Here is a 22,763-nt window from a genome sequence, read left to right as displayed (position 1 = left end):
GCCCGCACCCTGCTGTTCCGCGCCCCCTGCCATCGGCGTCATCCCGCGCGCCGGGCCGCCGGGTTGCCCTGATGGGTGAAGGCGGCCCAGAGGTGGATGCGGTCGAGGTCGGTGCGGACGGCTTCGTCGCACAGCTCGGCGTGGAGGGTGGGCGGTGGCTCGCGCCTCGGGTCGAGCATCCAGAGCTGGGCCGCGCGCAGGGCGTCCACCGGGGCGAGGCGCTGCCTGGTGACGAAGTCGTGGAAGACGGCCATCATCAGGGCCGTCGTGGCGTCGTGGACGGCCCAGCGCGAGCCGATGACATCGGCCGCACCGCGGGCGATCAGGGCGGTGGACAGAGTCAGGGCCTCGTCGTGGTCGCGGGTGCTCAGGTCCGTCTCGCAGGCGCTGAGCACCACCAACGGGCCCGCGGCGTCGGGCTGCCCGGTGGCGGCGCCGTCCAGGATGCGGGCCACGGTCAGGCGTCCGCCGTCCTCGGGACCGGCCGGTGGGGCGGCGAGCCACAGTGCCGAACGCGTGGGATCCGGGCCGGCCAGGGCGTGGCAGGAGATGTGCAGGACGGCGACCGGGGAGCCGCCGCCGGGAAGGACGGCGAGAATGTCCTCGGGGGTGCCCGGCGCGTCGCCGACGGTGGCCGTGGGGAACTCGCCGTAACGGAGGCCGTCGGGGTAGCAGGCCGCGCGCAGCGCCTCCGCCTCGATCTCGGCCCATACGAGGCTGAGTTCGGGGTCGGCGACCAGCACCTGCCCGGCGGTGGTGGGCAGCCGGTCCCGGGTCGCGGCCCGCAGGAACTCGGCGCCGGAGGGCGCGTAGCTGAGCACCGCGTCCTCGCAGGCGTACCGGTGCTCGCGCCCGGCGGTCCCGTACGGGGTGCGGGCCGCGTGCCAGGCGACCGCGCCGAGTGGCCCGCACGGCACCAGCACGATCCGCGGCGGCCGGTGGAGCGGGCCTACGGCTGCCAGGACGGGGCCCATCGCGGCGGGCCAGGCCCAGTCGCACAGGTCGCGCAACGACGCTTCCCACCGTTCGTCCCGCTCCATCTGCGGGCCCGCGTCGGCCGGGGCGTCGGCGGCTGCCCTGGAGCGCCGGGCGGTGGCGTCGAGGTAGCGCTCCAGTGGCGGGCTGCCGGGCGTCAGGAGCGGCAGCTTCAGGACGGTGGGCCGCGCGTCGCCGGTGCCGGGGCGGAGGATCAGAGCGAAGCCGGGCATGCCGGGGCGCTGCCCGGGGACGAGGTAGACGAGCGCATCGGCCCCGGCGGCGGTGAGACCGGCGGTCAGTGACGGCAGGTCCGGGGGGCCGAGCAGTTTCCAGGCGTCCGCGCCGCTGCCCGCGCCCAGCGCTTCCAGTGCCCTGCGCCGCAGCGTGCCCGGGATCTGCGGCCCGGTGGACTGACCGCTCGGCGCGGCCGGGGTGCCGGGCTGAAGCGGGTCCGCGGTATCGGGCTGGGGCGCGTCCGCGGCGACCTCGGCGCGCCACTGCCGGGCCAGGTCCGGGTGTCCCCGGGCTTCGAGGAGTTCGGGAATGCCACGGGACGCGGCCGCGGCCCGCAACACCAGGGCCCGGCCCCGTTCCAGCGCGTGCACCGCATCGGCCGGGCGGTCACACACGGTGGTCCAGTAGGCCAGCCACAGCGCCTGTGCCGACCCGAAGCGAGCGACGGACAGGCCGTGTTCGGAGCCGAGTTGGAGGAGAACGTCGGCGGACAGCCTGACCAGCGCCTCGCTTCTGGTGGCCAGGGCGGCCTCCCGGTCCTCCTTGGCGCTCGGACCGCCGCGCTCACGGCGCAGCCAGTGGGCTTCGGAGAGCTGGGTCAGGGCGTCGGCGGAGTGCGGCAGGCCGTTTCCCCGGGCGAACATCTCGCGGACCTGGGACAGCTCGGTGATGCACACGTCGAGCAGGTCCGGGTCATCGAGGTGGCGGGCCACGTGCAGCAGGGCCCGGCCGAGCTGATACCGCAGCCGGAGTTCCTCGCGGGGGGTGGGCTGCGGTCCTTCGAGGATCCGGTGGACCTCCGCGATGGCCTCATCGGCGGCGTCCCGGCTGGGCTCGATCATGATCAGCCGGATCAGCGCGAAGGCGCGCAGGGCGGGGAAGTACGGTCTGAGCATGGGGGCGATCCGCCGGGAGTCGGTCCCCACGACCTCCCGCAGGTACCAGGCCGCGGCGCGGAATTCCTCCGGATCCTGGCTGCGGGCGGCCTGTTCCTGATGCACCTCGGCCAGGGTGCTGGCGAGGGTGAAGCGGTTCTCCTGGTCGGGCGACAGGGTGGCGTACAGGCCGGTCAGCTCCTCGATCAGGCGCGGCAGCACGGTGGGATCCCCGCTGCGGCGGGCCAGAGCCAGGTCGTTCTGGGCGGCGAACACCACCAGGGTGAGCTTGTTCGTCAGTGTCAGTGAGTCATCGCCCTCGCTGGCGGCGCGCAATTCTCTGCCCATCGTCCGGGCGGCGTCGGCGGCCCGAAGGCTGCCCCCGAGTGTCGCCGCCTCATAGACGAGCCCCGCCAGGCCGGTGGCCAGGGTACGACGGGCGGCCGTGGCCCTCTCACCGTCCCCTGGCGAGGTGGCCATCATCTCCCGAAGCCGGGCGGCGCTGGTCTCCAGGTGTGCCAGATCCCCGGTCTGGGACACCCGTACGCCATCGACCAGAGCGGCCAGCTGCTGCTCCAGGCCGAAGTACCCCGGGCCGCCGGGACGGTCGTCGGGGTCCGGCCCCGGCTCCGACATGGCCTCGTCCACCTCGTCGAAGTCCATCGTGCCGGGCACCAGGAGGTTGGCGTGCACCAGCAGGACGGCGTGCAGCTTGGCGATGCGGGCCCGTTCGGGTGTGTGGTCCGGCAACTCCCGCAGGGCCCGCCGGGCGACGTCCGCGCCGTGACGGACCCGCGGGGCCAGCGCCCGGGGGTCGCCCTCGCCCGATCTGAGCCCGGTCAGCAGCGCGTGCAGCGGCGCGAAGGCCGGTCGGTCCAGCCCGAGGGCCGCCACTTCCGCGTCGGCCTCCTCGGGGGAGGCCGTGGCGCGGTCCGCGGTCCTGTACAGCCACACCAGGAGCTCCGTGAACCGCGCTAGATCGTCGGAGGCCCAGCCCAGCACGGTGTGGACGGCGTCGGCCAGCAGGTCGTCGGCGCGTTCCCCGGCTTCCCCGCTCCCCTCGGCTTCCCCGATTTCCGCGAGAAGGGCTGTGTCCGTCGGCTCCGGCCGCTCGGCGGCGGCCGGGGACCTCCCCCCGGACAGGGCCGAGAAGCCGGAGGCGGACGAGAGCGTGCGCTCGATCTCCGACGTGAGAAACCCGAGGACCCGACGCCGCTCCGGATCTTCCGGGCCGCCGGCGAGGCGCTCGATGACCCCCCTGGCCTCCGCCAGCTCGTCCCGCAGAGACACGGTCAGCGGCTGCGAGCCGAAGGCCCGAAGCCGCGGCTCCTGGCGGGGGCCTTGCCGCTCCGCCCGCACGGCCCGCGCGTAGTGCGCGGGGACGAGCAGCCGGAGCAGAGCTCCCCGGGCTTTCGCCGCGATCGGGTCGGTCAGCGGTCTGGTGCGGTCGGCCCAGCGCAGATGGCGCAGCGCGTACTTCCGTTCGCGCCGGGCGGCGTCAGACTGGTCGCCCGTGCCACGGCTGACGATCCGGACGCACATCAGCACGCCCAGCAAGGGGACGAAACCGTTCCGGAGCGGATCGTCCTCGGGCAACAGCTGCTCGATGGCGGCAACATGCTCGATCGCGTGGGCCAGCGCGACGGTTCGCCCCGGGTCGTCCCCCACTTGGCGCACCACCTCGCCGGCCTGGCGGGCGGCGATGGCGGTCCACGCTCGCAGCGCCCGCGCACCGTCCTCACCCTCGTCGTGGCGCCGTTGCTCGTCCTCCATGCCGCACTCCCCCCGGTGCCCGGACACGTACCCGCTGACGACCAGCCTCCCACGTGGCGGAAAAGGGCTGTAGCACCCGAGCGGCCCCGCAGGGGGTGTTCTCACGCGTCGGGCAGCACTCCGGGCCGGAACTTCTCGACGCCTACGACGCGGTGGACATGGTGCGGCTCGATGTACACCGCCACGCGCACCTCACCGGGGGCCAGCCAGGGGAATGTCTCCGTGCCGAGGTACTTCTGTGCCAGACGGTCCATGACGTGTACGCCCGGCTCCCCCTCAACGAAGCGGACGGCTCGGCCCCGGATCTCCACCCGGTGATACGGATCCTCGGTGTCCATACAGCACAGTGACACCCGGGGATCGCGCCGAAGGTTCTCCTCCTTGATGCGCCCCGCCGAGGTGTTGATCACCACCAGGCCGTCCTCCAGGTCGGCCCACATCGGGGTCAACTGCGGCGACCCGTCCGGGTTCAGGGTGGCCACTTGCCAGAACCTGGGTTCCTGAAGCCAAGCGCGTGTGATCTCATCCAGGGTGGCAGCCATGCGGTTCCGCTCCTTACTCATCGTTCAAGCGGTCCAACGCATACCCGGCCACCAGGGTTCCGAACTGCCTGCCGCCCCGACCGCGAACAAACGCACACCGGCCGACGCCGAGGCGGCCTGCCTCGGCGTCGGCCGGTGAGGTTCAGTCGTGCCGGGGAGGGCTGATCAGGGACGCCCGGCCACGGCCAGGAGGCAGCCGAACTCGTCCACCCCGAGCAGGTCGGAGAGCTGGAAGCGGACGGGACGGTCGATCTCGGTGAGGGCGTTGGACATTTCCCGGAAGGTGCGCTGCATGGTGTTCTCGGTGATGTCCAGCAGCTCTCGCAGCCGCAGTCCGGTGCGGTGCATCATCGGCACGTAGTCGTCGACGTCGGGCAGGGTCACCATGGAGACCCGGCAGAAGCCGTCGATGGCCGGGTTCCGCTCGGCCTTGCGCGGGCCGCGCTCGAAGAACTCGGTGAGGACGAGCCGGCCGCCGGGGCGCAGCACCCGGTAGACCTCGCTGAGCACCTGCTCACGGTCGGGCATGTGGACCATCGACTCCAGCGCCATCACCGCGTCGAAGGTCTCGTCCTCGAAGGGGAGCCGCATCGCGTTGGCGTGGCGGAAGACGGCGCGGTCGGCGAACCCCGCGTCGGCGGCGTTCTTGTTCGCGGCCTTGATCTGCTCCTCGCTGATGCTGATGCCGGTGACCCTGGCGCCGGTGCGCTCCACGATCTGCAGGCCCGGCCCGCCCACCCCGCAGCCGAGGTCGAGGACATGGGCGTTGGCGTCCACCTTGAGGCGCTCGATGACGACGTCGGTGAACCGTACGGCGGCTTCCTCGTACGGAGTGTCGGACTCCGGGTCGTCCCAGAAGCCGATGTGGAGCTGGCGGTTGACGAAGCCGTAGCTCAGCTCTTCGTGGAGGATCTCGTCGTAGAGCTTGCCGACGGCTTCCGGCACCGGCACGGGCAGGGTGGACTCGGGCATGGGCACTGCCTTCCTGATCGATGGATCCTCTGTCTGGTCCACCCGCGGCTCGGACGTGCATGTCCGAGGGACATCACCAGGCCACGGGAAGCTCATAGACGCCGTAGACGATCCCGTCGTGCTTGAACGGGATCCTCTCCAGTTCGGTCGCCAGTTTCAGTGTGGGAATGCGCCGGTAGAGGGTGCTGTAGATGACCTGGAGCTCCATACGCGCGAGGGTTTGGCCCAGGCACTGGTGCACCCCGAAGCTGAAGGCCAGGTGGCGGCGGGCGTCGCGCCGGAGGTCCAGCCGCTCGGGGTCGCCGCTGAAGGCGTCGGGGTCGCGGCTGCCGATGTCGTTGGCCATGATGACGCCCTCGCCGGCGCGGATGACCTGCCCGGCGACCTCGACGTCCGCCAGTACCGCCCTGCGCATTCCGGTGTGGGAGATGTTCAGGTAGCGCAGCAGTTCCTCGACGGCCGAGGCGATGAGTTTGGGATCGTCGGTGCCGCGCAACAGGTCGAGCTGGTCGGGGTGTTGCAGGAGGGCGACCGTGCCGAGTGCGATCATGTTCGCCGTGGTCTCGTGTCCGCCGGAGAGGACCAGCACGCTCATCTGGACCGCCTCCTCGCTGCTCAGCTCACCCGCCTCGACCTGGGCCGCCAGCGCGGAGAGCAGGTCGTTCGCGGGGTCGGCGGTCTTGGCGCGCAGCAGCACACGCAGATACTCGAGCAGCCGCTCGCTGGCCCCCGCCCGTTCTTCGGGGGTCACGTCCTGCCGGATCATGACCGCGCTGTTCGTCTCGAAGAAAGCGTGGTCGTCGTACGGCACACCGAGCAGCTCGCAGATCACCAGGGAGGGCACGGGCAGCGCGAACGCCGTCACCAGGTCGACCGGGTTGGGACCGGCCAGCATGGTGTCGATCGCCTCGTCCACGATCCGCTGCACCGCTGGCCGCATGGCCTCCACCCGCTTGACGGCGAACGGCCCCTGCACCATCCGTCGCAGCCGGGCATGCTCGGGATCGTCCATGAGCGGGAAGCTGGCGATGAACGTGGCGTCCTTGTCGATCGGGATGGGACTCGGGTACCCGGGCTTGGTGAAGTCGGCGCTGAGCCTACGGTCGCGCAGCAGCGCCCGCTGGTCGGCCTGCCGGGTCACCAGCCACGGTGTGCTGCCGTTCCACAGCCGTACCTTCGTCAGTGGTCCCTGCCGCTGCATGGCCCGTAGGCCGGGGGGCGGATCGAAGGGGCAGCCCGCCGCCCTGCGCATCGGAAACTCCGCGATCTCGGCCTGATGCTCGTCCGGCGTATCCATGCCCGTCATCGCTTCCTCGCTTCCTTGGCCTGCATGGATTCTTGCCCGGGTGGCATTCGGCGGTTCCCCTAACCAGCCCCCTCATCCCCCCTGCTCCGGCGGGGCTCCTGTTACGGCCCCGCCGTTCCCTGGGCGGCGGGCGCGGTCAGGGGAGGTAAGGGGGTTGGTTAGGGGAGCGGCCCATGCGCTCACCGCATAAGAATCACTAGCGACGACGGGTTTCTTCTGGCCGACGACCACACGTACGGAGAAGTGACACGACCATGTTCGACGCGACGACGTACCTGCAGCGCATCGGGGCCGAAGGGAAGAGTGCGCCGACCCTGGACACTCTCCGGACCTTGCACAAGCGGCATCTGATGGCCGTCCCGTATGACAATTCGACGGCCGCCGACCGGCTGCCCGCCTCTCGGCGGCTGGCGGGTATCCCCCTGGACGAGGTCTTCGACCACGTGGTGACCAGGGGCAATGGCGGGGTGTGCTACGAACTCAACCGGCTGTTCCACGCCCTGCTGACGGAACTCGGCTTCGACGCGCGCACGGTCACGGCGGCGGTCCGGCTGGCGAACGGCAGCTTCGGCCCGGAGGACGAGCACTCCTTCAACCTGGTCGTCCTCGACGGGCGGACGTATCTCGTGGACGTCGGCTTCATCGGACCGTCGTATCTGGAGCCGCTGCGCCTGTCGGATGAGGAGCAGCATCAGCACGGCTGCTCCTATCGCGTGGCCCGCCGTGGCGGCCACCGGGTGCTGGAGCGGCGGCTCAAGGGCGGCGACTGGCAGCCGGTCTACCGGTTCCGGCCCGAACGGGCGGATCCCGCCGGGTGGGACCTGGTGCGGCTGGACGGCCTGGACGACTATGCCGCGGACTCCGTGCTCGCCGGGACCACATTTCGCGGCCGGGCCACCGACGGCGGGCAGATGGTGCTCATCGGCAAGCGCTATCTGACCGTCGAGGACGGCGTGGAAAACATCAGGGTGCTGGTGAAGGCGGACGAGTACCAGAGCGTGGTCGATTCGATCCTGGCCGGGGCATGAGCGGGAAGGAGGCGGCCATGGTGGTGGCGCATGAAGCGGACACCGGGCAGGGCGATGCGCTGGTGGCCGATGTACTTGTGGTCGGGTACGGGCCGGTGGGGCAGCTGCTGTCGGTGCTGCTGGCGCAGCGCGGGTGGCAGGTGACGGTGGTGGAGCGCTGGCCGAAGCCGTTCAACCTCCCGCGCGCGGTCGGTTTCGACAGCGAGGCCGCGCGCATCCTGGCCTCGGCCGGGATCGGTGACCAGCTCCGGGAGTTCGGCGAGCCGTCGCGGGACTACGCCTGGCGCAGTGCGAAGGGCGAGACGCTGATCGAGTTCGAGGTGGCCGACCAGGGTCACTGCACCTGGCCGGAGGCGATGTCGGCCTTTCAGCCCGCTCTGGAGACGGGGCTGATCGAGCGCGGGGAGACGCTGCCGGCCCTGCGCATCCTGCGCGGGTACGAGGCCGTGGAGCTCACCGACGGGGGCGACCACGTACGCCTGGCCGTGGTCGGCCCGGACGGGGTGAGGACGACCCTCACCGGGCGCTGGGTGGTCGGCTGCGACGGGGCGAACAGCCTGGTGCGGCAGCGCACCGGGACCTCCATGACGGATCTGGGGTTCTCCCACGACTGGCTGGTCTGCGACGTACGGCTGCACGAGCAGCGCGAGTTCCGGCCGAACAACCTGCAGATCTGCGACCCGGCACGCCCGCGCACGGCGGTGTCGGCCGGTCCGGGACACCGCCGGTACGAGTTCATGCGGGTGCCCGCGGACGGGCCGGACCGGTTCGGCACCGAGGAGCACGCCTGGGAGCTGCTGAAGCTGTTCGACGTGAGCCCCGGCAACAGCGTCCTGGACCGGCACGCGGTGTACACCTTCCAGGCACGCTGGGCGCATCGGTGGCGGTCGGGGCGGATGTTCCTGGCCGGGGACGCGGCGCATGTGATGCCCCCGTTCGCCGGTCAGGGCATGTGTTCGGGGTTCCGCGACGCGATGAACCTGGTCTGGAAGCTGGACCTGGTGCTGGGTGGTCAGGCGGCGCCGACGCTGCTGGACACGTACACCACCGAGCGGCGCGACCATGTGCAGCACGCGGTGAAGATGTCGGTGGGCCTGGGCCGGGTGGTGTGTGTGACGGACCGTGAGGCGGCCGCGGACCGGGACGCGGCGATGCTGGCGGCGCGGAAGCGGAACATCGGGCCGAGCGGTTCGGGCCGCTCCGTGGTGAAGCCCCTCGCCGACGGGGTGCTGCGGCGGGACGGGCAGGGCCGGCCGGCGCCGTACGCCGGGGAGGCCGCGCCGCAGTGGCGGGTGGGCCACCACGACCGGACCGGGCTGTTCGACGACGTGGTGGGCACGGGCTTCGCCCTGCTCTGCGGTCAGGACCTGGTGCCGGTGCTGGGCACGCGGCGGCTGAAGTTCCTCGACGGCGTCGGGGCCCGGGTGGTGCGTATCGTGCCGGCGGACACGCCCGCGGCCGATCTGGGGCCGCGGGACGTGGTGGATGTGGAGGGCCGGTATCTGCCCTACCTGACCGGGCTGGGGGCGGTGGCGGCGCTGGTGCGCCCGGACTTCTATCTGTTCGGCATCGCCGGGCGGGCGGACGAACTGCCCGCGCTGGTGGAGGACTTGGAGCGGCAGCTCGGCGCGGTGGCCCCGGTGTGACCTCTCCGCGCCCGGGATCCGGGCCCCGCCCGACGCGCCGGGGCCGGGGGCTCCGAGCGACGCGCCGGGGCCCGGCTTCCGGGCGCCGCGCCCCCGGCGTGGGTGACCCGGTCACCGAGCGTTGGGCGAACGGCTGCCTGAGGCTACCGGCACTCCGTATGCTCACTGCATGATCGATGTGCCGCTCTCCGCGCTGGAAGTCGCCATGGTCCAGACTGGTACGCGAGCCGTGGACACGCTACGTGACACCACCGCCTTCGCCCAGCGTCTCGACGCCCTCGGCTACCACCGACTCTGGTATGCCGAGCACCACCACTCCCCCGCCATCGGCGCGTTCCCACCCGTGGTCCTGACCGCCCACGCGGCCGCGTCGACATCGGCCATCCGCCTGGGCTCCGGAGGCGTACTCGCCCCCAACCACGCCCCCATCATGCTGGCGGAGCAGTTCGGCACCCTCGCCGCGCTGCACCCCGACCGGATCGACCTGGGCATCGGCCGCGGCCCCGGCACCTTCGACGAGTCCACGGCCCGGGCGCTGCGGCGCGGCGCCGGACCGACGACGGACGACGAGTACCGGGACGATGTGGCGGCGACGCTGCGGTTCCTGGTCGAGGAAGTCGCGCTCGGCCCGCTGCCGGAGCCGTGGCTGCTGGCCTCCAGCACCGCCGGTGCCGCGCTCGCCGCGGAGCTCGGCCTGCCCCTCGCCTTCGCCCATCACATCCGCCCCGACAACACCCTCGCCGCGCTCGGCCACTACCGTGCGCACTTCGCGCCGTCCCCGTGGGGTGCGAGCCCCCGGGTGCTGGTGTGCGTGGAAACGATCTGCGCCGAGACCCAGGAGGAGGCGGCGCGGCTGTCCGGCCCGATGGACGTGGTCAAGGCCGGGCTCCTCAAGGGGCACAGCGAGGTTCCGTTCCCCTCACCCGAAGAAGCGTCCGCGCACCCGTTCACGGCGGAGGATCGGCAGGCGCTGGCGGCCTTCCGGTCCCAGCAGGCGTACGGCGCGCCCGCGACCGTCGTGCGGCGGCTGACGGAAGTGGCGGACGCGACCGGGGCGGACGAGCTGATGCTGGTCACGCCGGTCTACGCGCTGGCGGCCCGCCTGCGCTCGTACGAACTCGTCAAGGAACACGCCGCCGCGCCGTCGGCCACGACGCCGCAGCACTGACCGCATATCCACGGCAGGCACGCCGGGCCGCCCCTGGGCCCGGCGGGTGCCTCACAAGAATCACACAAAGCCCTCTCCTACGGTCCGAGCGACGAATTCGCCCAACTCGTAGGAGGTTGCGCCATGTTCGGCAGTCGCCGTCCACGTGTCCTCGCCGCCTTGTGTGCGGCTCTGGCCATCGCCTTGCTGGCCTCGTGTGCGAGAGTGGTGAGCGCGGCCACCGAGGGTGACTCCCCCGCGGCCGACACCTCGAGCTCGGGCAAGAAGCCCAACATCGTGTACGTCCTCACGGACGACCTGGCGTGGAATCTCGTGGAGTACATGCCGCATGTGCGGCAGATGCAGAAGAAGGGCACCACCTTCACGAACTTCTTCGCCACGGACTCGCTGTGCTGTCCGTCGCGTACGTCCCTCCTCACCGGTCAGTACCCGCACAACACCGGGGTCTTCACCAACACCGGCGACGACGGCGGCTACGGCGCGTTCATGAAGAACCGCAACGAGGAGAAGACCTTCGGGCCCGCGCTGCAGCGCGCCGGCTACCGCACCGGGTTCATGGGCAAGTACCTCAACGGGTACCAGCCGGCCGACAAGAACGGCACCTCCAAGCCGTATGTCCCCTCCGGCTGGGACGAGTGGGACGTGGCCGGGGACGGCTACAAGGAGTACAAGTACGACCTGAACGAGAACGGCAAGGTCGTGTCCTATGGGAAGGCTCCCCAGGACTATCTGACGGACGTGCTGTCGAAGAAGGCGACCTCCTTCATCGGCGCCTCGGCGGATGCGAAGAAGCCGTTCATGCTGGAGGTGGCCACGTTCGCGCCGCACGGCCCCGCCACACCCGCGCCGCGCGACAAGGACACGTTCCCCGGGCTCAAGGCGCCCCGGACCGACGCCTACGACAAGGCCACCCGCAACGCGCCGAAGTGGCAGCGCTCCTTGTCGCCACTGACGGCGAAGGAGAAGGAGGAGACCGACCAGAAGTTCGCCAAGCGGGTGCGCTCCGTCCAAGCGGTCGACGCCATGATCGGTCAGCTGGAGAAGACACTCGAGGAGAAGGGCCTGGCGGACGACACCTACCTCGTGTTCGGCTCCGACAACGGCTTCCACATGGGCGAACACCGGCTCCGCCCGGGAAAGCAGACCGCCTACGACACCGACGTCAAGGTGCCGATGATGGTCACCGGACCCGGCGTTCCGGCCGGTGAGGAGGTGTCGCGGCTCGCGGAGAACGTCGACGTCAACCCGACCTTCCTGGACCTCGCGGGCGTGGAGCCGCCGTCGACCGTGGACGGACGCAGCCTCAGCGACCTGATGCACGGCCGGACGGAGGACGAGTGGCGCCAGGCCGTCCTGGTCGAACACCATCACGCGACGTCCAAGGAGGGTGACCCCGACGCGGCGCCCAAGGACAGCGGCGACCCGCCGACCTACGCGGCGATGAGGACCGACGACTCCCTCTACGTCGAATACGCCGATGGGGAGCGCGAGTTCTATGCGCTGGGCTCCGACCCCGACCAGTTGACCAACCGGGCGGCGTCGCTCTCGGCCGCACAACGGGCCGCCCTGCACCACACCCTCACCGCGCTCCAGCGGTGCAAGGGCACGGAAAGCTGCCAAGCCGCCTCCCGGACACAGACCTAGCGGCGACTCCGGCACCCGGCCCCGGCGACTATCCGGGGCCGGGTGCCGGTTCCGACCCGGTCGCTTCGAACTCGATACGGACCTCGTCGGAGAGCTTCAGCGCACCCAGGAACGCGCTGTACGGCTTGATGCCCCAGGTGGATTGGGTGACGGACGCCCAGCCGCGCAGCGTCCCCTCGGGATCGCCGCTCCCGTGCACCGTCACCGGGTGGGTCCGGCCCTTGATGGTGAGGTCGCCCGTGATCTCGAAGGACTCGGGCGTTCCGGTGATCCGCGTGGAGCGGAAGGTGATCGTGGGGTGCTCCGCGGTGTGCAGCAGCCCCTTGCCCTCCAGCGTCCGCTCGATCTCGGCCCGGTCGCCCTCGCTGAGCGGCTTCAGCCCGCCGGTCGCCTCCCGGACGCTCAACGAGTCCGTCTCGACCGTCACGGTCACCGCCGACTCCTCGGGGGCACCGCCGACCACCGTCGCCTCCCCGGACCAGCGGGTGGCCTCGATCGTCAGATCGTGCCCCGCCCTCCGGCCGAGCCCGGTACGGCTGGTCTTGATCAGCAGTCGTCCGCCCGGCGGCCCGAGGCGATGGCTTCCCTCACTCAGTGTCACAGCACTCACCGTACGCGACGACCAGGGGCTTTCGCGGTATGTGTTCCGGTACGTCCCGTGGCGACGTCATGGCACTCAGCCGCCCAGGGCGTGGATCTGGTTGACGATGGCGCGCATCTGGGGAGCGGACTTCTGGGCGTAGTCCCGACCGGTAATCCCCACCAGTCCCAGCAGCCCTGCGGGTTGCCGCGGGCCAGGCTGATATCGGTCTGCGGGTAGCGGCGCTCGACGAGCGGTTGCCGGAGGCCCTGCTGTGCGAACAGCCGGAGATCGCCGAGCGGCTCGTGGCGCACTACCTGGGCGGTGCCCTGAGCAGACCCCCGCGGGGCGCTCCGCCGAGCGGCCCGACGACCTCTCAGGCGCCGGGCCGGTGTGACGCCGACGGTCCCGCTCCGGAAGGCGGTGTCATGGCGGGGATGACGCCACCGGCGAGAACCGCTTCCCGCTGCCGGGGGGAGAGACGGTGGCGGACGGCGTACTCCTCGTCCCGGGTCGCGTTGCGGACGCGAAGAGTCGGGGCGCCGCCCGGGGAGAGGGCCCCGCACAGCCCGGACAAGTGCAGCCGGTCGTCGGTCTCGATGCGCTCGTAGTCGGCGGGATCCACGAATTCCAGTGGCAGAACACCGAAGTTGACGAGGTTCTGCCAGTGGATGCGGGCGTAGGACTTGGCGATGACGGCTCGCAGCCCGAGGTAGCGCGGCGTGATGGCGGCGTGTTCGCGCGAAGAGCCCTGTCCGTAGTTCGCACCGGCGACGATGAGATGCCCGCCGTCCTCCCGGACCGCCTCGGCGCGCCGCGGGTAGTCGGGGTCCAGCCGGGTGAGGGTGAATCCCGCCAGCTTGGGGATGTTGGAGCGGTAGGGCAGGGCGACCGCTCCGGCCGGGGAGATCTCGTCGGTCGAGACATCGTCGCCGGCCTTGAGGAGGACGGGGCCGTGCAGGCTGTCCGGCAGCGGATCCAGCTCCGGCAGTGCGGAGATGTTGGGGCCGCGTTCCAGCGATACGCGCGCGGCCTCGTCCGGCGGCAACGGCGGCTCCAGCATGGCGTCGTTGTTCGCGGGCGGGTCGGGCAGGTCCGGCGCGGGAGGAGCCGCCGAGAGGCGGTCGGCCCAGTCGCGCGGATCCGTGATGACGCCGGTCAGCGCGGAGGCCGTGGCGGTCTCCGGTGAGCACAGCCACACCGCGTCGTCCTCGGTGCCGGAACGGCCGGGGAAGTTGCGCGGGAAGGTGCGCAGGGAATTGCGTCCCGAGGCCGGTGCCTGTCCCATGCCGATGCAGCCCAGACAGCCCGACTGGTGGATCCGGGCACCGGCGGCGATCAGGTCGAACGTCGCGCCGCGGCGCGTCAGGTCCTGGAGGATCTCGCGGGATGTCGGGTTGATGTCGAAGCTCACCCCGGCCGGGACCTGCCGCCGGGCCACCATGGCGGCCGGGACGGCGAAGTCGCGGAATCCGGGGTTGGCGGAGGAGCCGATGACGACCTGGGCGATGGGCTCTCCGGCCACCTCCCTGACCGGCACGACGTTTCCCGGAGACGTGGGCCGTGCGATGAGCGGCTCCAAGGACGACAGGTCGATCTCCTCGTCGAGGTCATAGGACGCGTCCTGTTCCGCGGTGATCTCGACGAAGTCATCGCCACGCCCCACCCCGTCGAGGAAGCCGCGCACCGCCTCGTCCGACGGGAAGACGGTGGTGGTGGCGCCGAGTTCCGCCCCCATGTTCGCGATGACGTGCCGGTCCATCGCGGTGAGGGAGGCCAGACCGGGTCCGTGGTACTCCAGGACACGTTGGACGCCTCCTTGCACCCCGTGACGGCGCAGCAGCTCCAGGACCACGTCCTTGGCGCTCACCCAGGGAGGGAGTTCCCCGGTCAGCCGAATGCCCCAGACCTTGGGCATGGTGAGGTGGAGGGGCCGTCCGGCGATGGCGAGTGCCACTTCCAGGCCGCCGGTGCCGATCGCGAGCATGCCCAGAGAGCCGCCGGCGCAGGTATGCGAGTCCGAACCGGCGAGGGTTTTGCCGGGAGCGCCGAAGTGGTGCATGTGTGTGGGGTGTGAGACGCCGTTGCCGGGCTTGGAGAACCACAGGCCGAAGCGGCGGGCGGCCGAGCGCAGGAAGAGGTGGTCCTCGGCGTTGCGCTCGTCGGCCTGCAGGATGTTGTGGTCCACGTACTGCACACTGGCCTCGGTCCGGACCCGGTCCAGGGCCAGCGCCTCCAGCTCCTGCATCACCAGCGTGCCGGTGGCATCCTGCGTCAGCGTCTGGTCCACGCGCAGCGCGATCTCCTCCCCCGGCTCCATGCGGCCGGACAACAGGTGATCGCCGATCAGTCGCTGCGTCACGGTGCCGTGCGCGCGAGCGCGGGGCAGATCCATAGAGCCACCGCCTTTCCGGGCGGAGTGTCCGGGCCCTCCGGGCGCCCCACAGCGGGTTCCCGTCAGATGCCCCTATATACCCCCATACTGCACCCATCGCAGGGGGTCACGGCGATGGCCCGGCCGTGCGGATGCGCGGTCGACGGCCGCCTCTTACAATTCGGCCCCCTCCGGATCATTTTTGTACTGACTCTTGACGAAAATCAGCGGGCGTTCGCATGCTGTGCTCCATGCCGACCAACTCCGAGAACAGGTTGCACATCGACAGACGGACGTTGTTGACCGGAGTCGCCGGATCCCTGGGAGTAGCGGCGGGACTGCCCGCGACCGCGGCCCAGGCGTCGCCCACGGAGGCCCCGCCGATAGGGCGACACCCGTCGAACTGGCCCCAACTCAAGCCCTACGGCCTCGCGGACACCCGGCTGGACCTGTGGCCGCGTCAGGACAACTCCTTCGTTCTCCCGCTCGAACGGCGGCCCCGCGACCGGGAGCGCGGCGCGGTCTGGATGCGGGACACCTACGTCAACTGCTTTGTCGTGGACGGCCGTCCGATGTACGTGGCCACCGGCACCACCCGCGTGCCCGGGCTCGGCGCGGCCGCCCCGTGGAACGACGGCATCTTCGTGTGGGTGTCCCCGTCGCTTCGCGGGCCATGGCGGCTGGTGGACACGACCGGCATCCGGCCCGGCGCCGAGCGGGGCAAGGTGTGGTCGCCCGAGTTCGTCGGCGAGAACCGGCCCGGGCGCACGGTCGTCGCTCCGTGGCAGGAGTACTGGTACGACGACCAGTTCGGCAAGCGCGGCCAGGTCTGGGCCCCGGAGCTGCACTACTTCCGCGGCACCTGGTACCTCGTCGCGTGCATGGGCGACCACTCCCGGAAGGTGGGTTCGTTCCTGCTGGTGAGCGAGGGCGGGGTCGAGGGCCCGTACCGGCTCGTCGAGGGCAACCTCGACAAGCCCTTCGGCGAATCGTTCATCGGAGGGCCGGAGTTCATCGAGCCAGGCGCCTACCACCACATCGACGGCAGCCTCTACACCGAGGGCGACGACGCGTGGCTGGTGCTCCACAACGACCTGTACGCACCGTTCCGGAACGACATGGAGGACATCAACCCGACGACCAAGCTTCCCACGTTCCGGCAGATGCCGTACTCCCCCGAGCCGTATCTCGAGGGCGCGTACGTGTTCAAGTACCGGAGCAAGTACTACCTCGTCCAGGCCGCGTGGGACCGTACGTCGATCGATTCCGACGGCAGCACGCGCTACGCCTACGACCCACCGGGCCCCGGCCGTGTGCAGTACCAGTACGACGCCGTCGTGGCCGTCTCGGACACCTTCGAGGGGCCGTACTCCCAGCGCTGGACCGCGGGTGTCGGGGCGGGCCACAACAACTTCTTCGTGGATCACGGCGGCCATCTGTGGGCGACGTTCTTCCGCAATCCGAACTTCGGCTACTGGTCGCACCCGTCGCGCATCGCCGACGCCGCCGTCCCCGGTGTCGTGCGGCTGGAATGGACCGGCCCGGAGGGCAACCGCCTGTATGTCCAGCGCCGGAAGCGGGATCGTGTCAGGGGGTGACCGGGCCGTCCAGCTCGACGATGATCCGGACACTGTCCGGGCGGGACCAGGTGGAGCTGCACATCACCGCACGCCCGGAGGCCGCGTCCCGGCTCAGGCTCTCCACCAGCCACATCGGCCGGTTGTGCGCCGTCTCCAGCCCCTCCGCCACCCGCCGGTCGGGCAGCACGCTGCTCACCCGGCACCAGGCGCGGACCGGGGTCACCCCGCACATCTGCCGCAGGATCGTGTCCAGCGACTCCACGGCGTGCACGGCCGCGTCCAGCTCCGGCAGCATGTCGACCGGGATCCACTCCTGGGACCAGCCGCTGAGCAGGCCGTCGATGTACGACTGCCGGGTCAGCAGGTGGACCGCGCTGCCTTCGGCACGTTCCAGCCGCTCGGCGATGGCGCCGGTGACCGGGACGGTGGTCACGTCGCGCACCACCGTTCGCGGTTCACCGCCCGCCTCGCGGATCGTCTGGTGCATCGAGGGGACACGGCTCTGGGAGAGCACGTAGTCCAGCGGACGGCTGACGAAGGTGCCCGCGCCCCGGACCCGGCGGACCAGATGGCGGCCTTCCAACTCCTGCAGGGCGGACCGGGCGGCCGCCCGGCCGACGCCGAAGCGGGCGGCGATCTCGTGCTCGCTGGCGACCCGGACATCAACCGGCTGGTCCGCGATCTCGGCGGCGAGCACCTCGGCAATCTCGGTATATCGACTTCTACTGGGCACCTGGCCACTCTGAACCCCGGCGAGTTGTCCGGACAAGTCAGCGAAATGAACCATTCCGCAGCTAGCTGGTGAATGCTGGGGACAGGTGTTGTGTCCTCGGGATGCCACCGGGAGGGATGACGAAGGCCGCCGCCCGAGGGGCGGCGGCCCTGCGTGAGCGGTCGTGCGATCGGTGCCGGGTGTCAGGCGTACACCTTGCGTACCCAGACGGCCAGCCCCTCGATGAGCAGCACCAGCGCCAGCACCATCAGGACGATGGTGGTGACCACCGGGAACTGCAGGACCCGGGCCGCGTTCAGCAGGTCGTAGCCGATGCCACCGGCGCCGACGATGCCGAGCAGCGTCGCCGAGCGCAGATTGACGTCCAACTGGTACAGCAGGTGTCCCACCACCGCCGGCCAGGCCCGGGGCAGGACGGATCCGAAGAACACCTGGTGCCTGCGGGCACCGGTGGCGACCAGGGCCCGGGCCGGGCCCGGGTCGGTCTCCTCCAGGGAGTCGGCCACCAGCTTGCCGAGCAGGCCGACCGAACCGACGCCGAGGGCGAGCGCGCCGGAGACCGCGCCCAGGCCGGTCACGACGACGAAGACGATCGCCAGGACGAGTTCCGGGATGGCCCGCACCAGGAGGATGACCGTACGGAAGAACCGGGCCGCCCGGGGCGACCCCACCACGTTCCGCGCCGCGAGGGTGCCCAGCGGCAGCGCCAGGACCAGCCCGATGAGGGTGCCCGCGAGCGCGATCTGCAGGGTGACCCACAGATCGGCCCAGAGCTGGCCGCCGATCCCCCCGGTGCCGGGCGGCAGGAAGTCGCCCACCGTCGGGAAGAACGACTCGGCGCCGCGCCGCAACGTGTTCCAGGACAGGCCGGAGCGCACGGCCGAGGCCACGACCAGGGCGACGGTGAGCACCAGCCAGGTGGTCCGGCGGATCCGCCGGGCGTCCCAGCGCGGCAGGCCGCGGCGTACGGCGGTGCCACCGTCGGCCGTCGGCGCCTCGGTGCCCATGGTGGCGGTGGTGCTGTCGGCACCAGCGGTGGTGGCCGCGGTGGCGCCGGAGGACGGGCGGGCCGGAGCCGTGCCGCCCGGCCGCTCGGCGCGGCGCGCGCCCTGGCGCTCCGGCCGCCGGCGGCGGGGCCGCCGTGCGGCGGTGACGTCCTGGAGCAGCGTGCGCCGGATGGCACCGGAGATCGACTCGGCGACGAAGCAGAGCAGCAGCAGGACCAGGGCGATGGCCATCGCCCGCTGGTAGTCGAGGGTGGTGATCGCCGTGGACAGCGCGTACCCCAGACCGTTGACGCCGACGAAGCCGAGCACGGCAGAGGCGCGCAGGTTGATGTCGAGGCGGTGCAGCGCGGTCGCCACCAGGGACGGCAGCGCCTGCGGCAGCACCGCGGCGGTGATCTGCTGCAGCCGTCCGGCGCCGGTCGCGCGCAGTGCGGTGCGCGGCCCCTCGTCGGTCTGCTCGACGGCGTCGGCGTACAGCTTGCCCACCATGCCGACGGAGTGGACACCGAGCGCCACCACACCGGTCATCCCGCCCAGCCCGAAGACACGGAAGGCGGCGATGGCGAAGACCACCTCGGGGACCGCGCGGCAGAGCACGATCACGCCGCGCGAGACGAGACGGGCGCCGGTCCCCGGGGTGGTGTTGCGGGCCGCCAGCAGGGCCAGCGGCATGCTGAGCACCACCGAGAGCACGGTGGCGGAGACCACGATGGCCAGCGTCTGCCAGATCAGCGAGAACAGTTCACCGGCCGGCGGGAAGTCCAGTGGCAACGTCCGCGACAGGAAGTCCACCGCGTTGTCGGCGCTGTCGGTGAGCGTGGCGACATTGAGCCGGAGCGCGATGAATGCCCACACCCCGCCGATCACACACAGCATTAGGGCCGTGGCCGCGCTGAGCCCGGCCGCGGTGGGGCGGGCCAGGGTCCGCCGGTGCGGGCGCGTGGCGCCGGGGCCAGGACCGGGGGCGGCGGGGGGCGCGGTCGGGGGATGATGGTCGACTACGGACACTCAGTCCCCCTTCGTGAACGCCGCCGACGCGGTGACCGGGGCAGGAGCGGTGGCGGAGGCGGGGCCGGGGGCAACGACCGAACCGGCCGCGACGGCGGCGGCCACGCCCTCGGCGCTCCCGGCGGCCACCTCCTCGTACAGCCGCATCACCGTCGCGCGGTCGATGCCCTCCGTGGCCACGTCCATGACGACCCGGCCCGACCGCAGGCCGATGATCCGGTGCGCCCAGGACAGGGCCAGGTCGACCTGGTGCAGGCTGCACAGCACGGTCAGTTCCCGCTCCTGGGCGACGCGCGCCAGCAGCCGCATGACCTGTGCCGAGGACTCGGGGTCGAGGGAGGCGACCGGCTCGTCGGCGAGCAGCAGGCCCGGTTCCTGCATCAGGGCGCGGGCCACGGCGACGCGCTGCTGCTGGCCGCCGGACAGGGTGTCCGCCCGCTGGAAGGCGTGTGCTGCCAGGCCCACCTGTTCCAGCCCGTCCAGTGCGCGTTCCCGCACCGCCCGCGGGTAGCTGAGCAGCCCCAGCCGGGGTCCGCGCAGCGACCCGAGGGCGCCGGTGCACACGTTCTCCAGCACGCTGAGCCGCCCGACCAGGTGGAACTGCTGGAAGACGAAGCCGATCCGGCGGCGCAGCGCGCGCAGCTCGGACCGGTCGGCCCGGGCCAGCGCGGTGCCGAGGACGGTGCCGTCGCCGGAGGTCGGCGCCTGGAGGCCGTCGAGCAGCGAGAGCAACGTCGACTTGCCGGAGCCGGAGAGCCCCAGCAGCGCCACGACCTCGCCGGGCCGCACCTCGAACGACACATCGTCCACGGCGAGCAGGGAGTCGGCGCCGGTGCCGAACCGCTTCGTCAGCCCGTCCAGCCGGATCACCGGATCCCCGGCGGTGACCGGGGAGGCGGTGGCGGTGGCGGTGGCGGCAGTGGCCGCGGTGACGGTGGGGGCCGGGGCCGTCACGAGCCGTCCTTGCACTGCGCGTCCTTGGTCGCATCGCAGACCGCGCGGACGCTGTCATAGTCGGAGTCATCGACCGCGGCGAAGCCCCAGTTGTCGTCGATCTTGCAGCCGTCGCCGGAGCAGTAGCCCTTGGACTCCATGTAGTCGGCGTTGCCCTTGGTCAGGAACGCGTCGATGACCTTCTTCTGCAGGCTCGCGGTGAGGTCGGTGGAGACCGCGGCGGGCGAGCCGGGGATCTCGGAGGACTTCCAGACGGTCTTCAGCTGCCCCTTCTTGAGCTTGCCCTGCTTGATCAGGTCGCTGTCCACCATGGTGTCGAAGGCGAAACCCGCGTCGCAGTCGCCGGAGGCGACCGACAGCGCCGAAGCGTCGTGACCGCCCGCCATGACCTTGGTGTAGTCGGCGGCCTTCACGCCCGCCTTCAGCAGACCGGCCTGCGGATAGAGGTAGCCGGACGTCGAGGTCGGGTCCACGAAGCAGACCTTGTGGCCCTTGAAATCGGCGAGGCCGTTGATGTCCTTGGAGCCGCTGCGGGTGATGCCGTACGACTTGTAGCCCGGCTTGGCGCCCTTTGCGGTGACCAGCGCGCCGGCCAGCTTCACACCCACTCCGCTGTCCTTGGCGACGACGTAGGAGAGCGGACCGTAGAGCGCGACGTCCGCCTTGTGCGCCCGCTGCGCCTCGATGACGGCGGCGTAGCTGGTCGCCTTCTGCATCTGGACCTTCTTGCCGGTCTCGTCCTCCAGCAGCTTGACGAGCGGGGCGTACTGCTGGGCGAGGGAGGTGGAGTTCTCGGACGGGATCGCCGCGACCACCAGAGAGTCGGGATCCCGTCCCTCCGACGTGGAGCCGTTGTCCGAGGCACTGGCGCCGCAGGCCGTGAGCACGAGCGGCAGCAGCGCGGCGGCGAGGGGAAGGCGGAGGTGGCGAGGCATGGGTCGTCCTTCGAGCGGTGGGGCGATTCGGGCCTCTCGGGGAGGTGAGGGCACCGGCGATAGCGCCCACCTTGCGGAGAACAGGTGTGCACGCCCCTCGCCGTCGGTTACGGCTGTCTGAACGATGCGGGAGACAACGGGTGGCTTGACCGGACAACCCGGGGGTCCGGCACGGTCGTGCCGGACCCCCGGGTTGCCTGGTTTCGCTATGTACGCGTCAGCGCCGGCCGACGTCGCCGCTGTCGTTGGTGGTGCCGTTGGTGCTGTCGTTCGTGTCGTTGGTGTCGTCCTCGCCCGCCTCCAGCAGGCCCGCCGCAGCGCCCACGATGCGCGGGTCGGCCACGCCGACGACCTCCTCGTCCTTGCCGATGTAGTCGAAGCGGGCGAGCACACTGCGCATGGCCTCGACGCGGGCCCGCTTCTTGTCGTTGCTCTTGACCACCGTCCAGGGCGCGTACTCCGTGTCCGTCTCCCGGAACATGGCGACCTTCGCGGCGGTGTAGTCGTCCCAGCGGTCCAGCGAGGCCAGGTCCATCGGGCTGAGCTTCCACTGCCGTACGGGATCCACCTGGCGGATGGTGAAGCGGGTGCGCTGCTCGCTCTGGGACACCGAGAACCAGAACTTCACCAGGTCGACGCCGTCGTCCACGAGCATCCGCTCGAACAGCGGCGCCTGCCGGGTGAAGCGCTGGTACTCGTCCTGCGAGCAGAAGCCCATGACCCGCTCGACGCCGGCCCGGTTGTACCAGGACCGGTCGAAGAGCACGATCTCACCCGCGGTCGGCAGATGCTCCACGTACCGCTGGAAGTACCACTGGCCACGTTCGCGCTCGGTGGGCTTCTCCAGCGCGACGACCCGTGCGCCGCGCGGGTTGAGGTGCTCGGTGAAGCGCTTGATCGTGCCACCCTTGCCGGCCGCGTCCCGGCCCTCGAAGACGATGACGAGCCGGCGTCCGGTCTCCTTGATCCAGCTCTGCAACTTCAGCAGTTCGATCTGCTGCAGCCGCTTGTGCCACTCGTACTCCTTGCGCTCCATGCGGTGCGGGTACGGGTAGTTCTCCCGCCAGGTGTCGACCGGGCTTCCGTCCGGCCGGATGAGCACGGGGTCGTCGTGGTCGCTGTAGTCGACCCGCAGGTCGGACAGCTCGGACAGCAAGGGCGGCGTTGTCATCCAGTCCTTCCTTTCGGCTCTCAGTGGAACTGCGGCACGATCAGATAGATTCCGTACGCCACCACCGCGGCGCACGCCACAAAGCACAGGCCGGCCTGGGTGAGGCCGACGGTGGAGCCGGTGCCGTTCTCCTCACGGGCTGTCTCCACGCGGGCGAGGCCCAGGACGCCGAGGGCGAAGACGACGACCACGGCGACGGTGACGCCGATGCTCACCGCGGCGACCTGGCCGAGTGCACTCCAGTCGAGATGCATC

17 protein-coding genes are annotated in these 22,763 nt (G+C 71.2%); 5 read left to right on the top strand and 12 right to left on the bottom strand.

Going from position 1 to position 22,763, the window contains the following annotated elements:
• Window positions 1-38: 38 nt before the first annotated feature.
• From J5X86_RS15885 to J5X86_RS15870, 4 genes are all read right to left on the bottom strand, one after another.
• Window positions 39-3,860, bottom strand: a complete 3,822-nt coding sequence (locus J5X86_RS15885) for a CHAT domain-containing protein (RefSeq protein ID WP_208517445.1) — start codon at window positions 3,858-3,860, stop codon at window positions 39-41.
• Between the two features lie 101 nt (window positions 3,861-3,961).
• Window positions 3,962-4,402 carry a PPOX class F420-dependent oxidoreductase gene (locus J5X86_RS15880; RefSeq protein ID WP_014058911.1) on the bottom strand — a complete coding sequence of 147 codons (441 nt, stop codon included), beginning with the start codon at window positions 4,400-4,402 and terminating at the stop codon, window positions 3,962-3,964.
• 165 nt (window positions 4,403-4,567) lie between these two features.
• Window positions 4,568-5,374 carry a methyltransferase domain-containing protein gene (locus J5X86_RS15875; protein WP_208517444.1) on the bottom strand — a complete coding sequence of 269 codons (807 nt, stop codon included), beginning with the start codon at window positions 5,372-5,374 and terminating at the stop codon, window positions 4,568-4,570.
• A 73-nt stretch (window positions 5,375-5,447) separates the two neighbouring features.
• Window positions 5,448-6,680, bottom strand: a complete 1,233-nt coding sequence (locus tag J5X86_RS15870) for a cytochrome P450 (RefSeq protein WP_208517443.1) — start codon at window positions 6,678-6,680, stop codon at window positions 5,448-5,450.
• Between the two features lie 254 nt (window positions 6,681-6,934).
• Between J5X86_RS15870 and J5X86_RS15865 the strand changes: the two genes are divergently transcribed.
• From J5X86_RS15865 to J5X86_RS15850, 4 genes are all read left to right on the top strand, one after another.
• On the top strand, window positions 6,935-7,708 hold the full coding sequence (locus J5X86_RS15865) for an arylamine N-acetyltransferase (RefSeq protein ID WP_208517442.1): 774 nt from the start codon (window positions 6,935-6,937) through the stop codon (window positions 7,706-7,708).
• Complete coding sequence (locus tag J5X86_RS15860) at window positions 7,705-9,354, top strand: bifunctional 3-(3-hydroxy-phenyl)propionate/3-hydroxycinnamic acid hydroxylase (protein ID WP_308124571.1); 1,650 nt, start codon at window positions 7,705-7,707, stop codon at window positions 9,352-9,354. The genes J5X86_RS15865 and J5X86_RS15860 overlap by 4 nt, the downstream gene beginning before the upstream one ends.
• Before the next feature lie 169 nt (window positions 9,355-9,523).
• Window positions 9,524-10,522: an MsnO8 family LLM class oxidoreductase gene (locus J5X86_RS15855; RefSeq protein WP_208517441.1), complete on the top strand. Its 999-nt coding sequence runs from the start codon at window positions 9,524-9,526 to the stop codon at window positions 10,520-10,522.
• Between the two features lie 123 nt (window positions 10,523-10,645).
• Window positions 10,646-12,166 (top strand): sulfatase, encoded by a 1,521-nt coding sequence (locus J5X86_RS15850; protein WP_208517440.1) that lies wholly within the window; start codon window positions 10,646-10,648, stop codon window positions 12,164-12,166.
• A gap of 28 nt (window positions 12,167-12,194) precedes the next feature.
• Here the strand turns inward: J5X86_RS15850 and J5X86_RS15845 are convergent, their stop codons facing one another.
• Window positions 12,195-12,767, bottom strand: coding sequence for a YceI family protein (locus tag J5X86_RS15845; protein ID WP_208517439.1), 573 nt, complete (start codon window positions 12,765-12,767; stop codon window positions 12,195-12,197).
• Window positions 12,768-13,122: 355 nt separating this feature from the next.
• Window positions 13,123-15,141, bottom strand: a complete 2,019-nt coding sequence (locus tag J5X86_RS15840; protein WP_208517438.1) for an aconitate hydratase — start codon at window positions 15,139-15,141, stop codon at window positions 13,123-13,125.
• Window positions 15,142-15,371: 230 nt separating this feature from the next.
• On the opposite strand from J5X86_RS15840, the gene J5X86_RS15835 reads away from it, so the two are divergent.
• Complete coding sequence (locus J5X86_RS15835) at window positions 15,372-16,718, top strand: family 43 glycosylhydrolase (protein WP_243980392.1); 1,347 nt, start codon at window positions 15,372-15,374, stop codon at window positions 16,716-16,718.
• Here J5X86_RS15835 and J5X86_RS15830 read toward each other — a convergent pair.
• From J5X86_RS15830 to J5X86_RS15805, 6 genes are all read right to left on the bottom strand, one after another.
• Window positions 16,708-17,433: a GntR family transcriptional regulator gene (locus J5X86_RS15830; protein ID WP_208517436.1), complete on the bottom strand. Its 726-nt coding sequence runs from the start codon at window positions 17,431-17,433 to the stop codon at window positions 16,708-16,710. The two genes, J5X86_RS15835 and J5X86_RS15830, sit on opposite strands and share 11 nt — an antisense overlap.
• Before the next feature lie 182 nt (window positions 17,434-17,615).
• The gene (phnE, locus tag J5X86_RS15825; RefSeq protein WP_208517435.1) at window positions 17,616-19,448 is read right to left on the bottom strand and encodes a phosphonate ABC transporter, permease protein PhnE; all 1,833 of its coding nucleotides are present in this window, start codon (window positions 19,446-19,448) and stop codon (window positions 17,616-17,618) included.
• Window positions 19,449-20,402 carry a phosphonate ABC transporter ATP-binding protein gene (gene phnC / locus J5X86_RS15820; protein WP_208517434.1) on the bottom strand — a complete coding sequence of 318 codons (954 nt, stop codon included), beginning with the start codon at window positions 20,400-20,402 and terminating at the stop codon, window positions 19,449-19,451.
• Complete coding sequence (locus tag J5X86_RS15815; RefSeq protein ID WP_208517433.1) at window positions 20,399-21,337, bottom strand: phosphate/phosphite/phosphonate ABC transporter substrate-binding protein; 939 nt, start codon at window positions 21,335-21,337, stop codon at window positions 20,399-20,401. Before J5X86_RS15815 ends, phnC begins: the two co-directional genes overlap by 4 nt.
• A 217-nt stretch (window positions 21,338-21,554) precedes the next feature.
• Window positions 21,555-22,508: a polyphosphate kinase 2 gene (gene ppk2 / locus J5X86_RS15810; protein WP_208517432.1), complete on the bottom strand. Its 954-nt coding sequence runs from the start codon at window positions 22,506-22,508 to the stop codon at window positions 21,555-21,557.
• A 20-nt stretch (window positions 22,509-22,528) separates the two neighbouring features.
• Window positions 22,529-22,762: a hypothetical protein gene (locus J5X86_RS15805; protein ID WP_208517431.1), complete on the bottom strand. Its 234-nt coding sequence runs from the start codon at window positions 22,760-22,762 to the stop codon at window positions 22,529-22,531.
• Window position 22,763 lies beyond the last annotated feature (1 nt).

The organism is Streptomyces sp. NEAU-YJ-81 (assembly GCF_017592595.1).
GTDB lineage: Bacteria > Actinomycetota > Actinomycetes > Streptomycetales > Streptomycetaceae > Streptomyces > Streptomyces hygroscopicus_B.
This window is presented reverse-complemented; position numbering and strand designations above follow the sequence as displayed.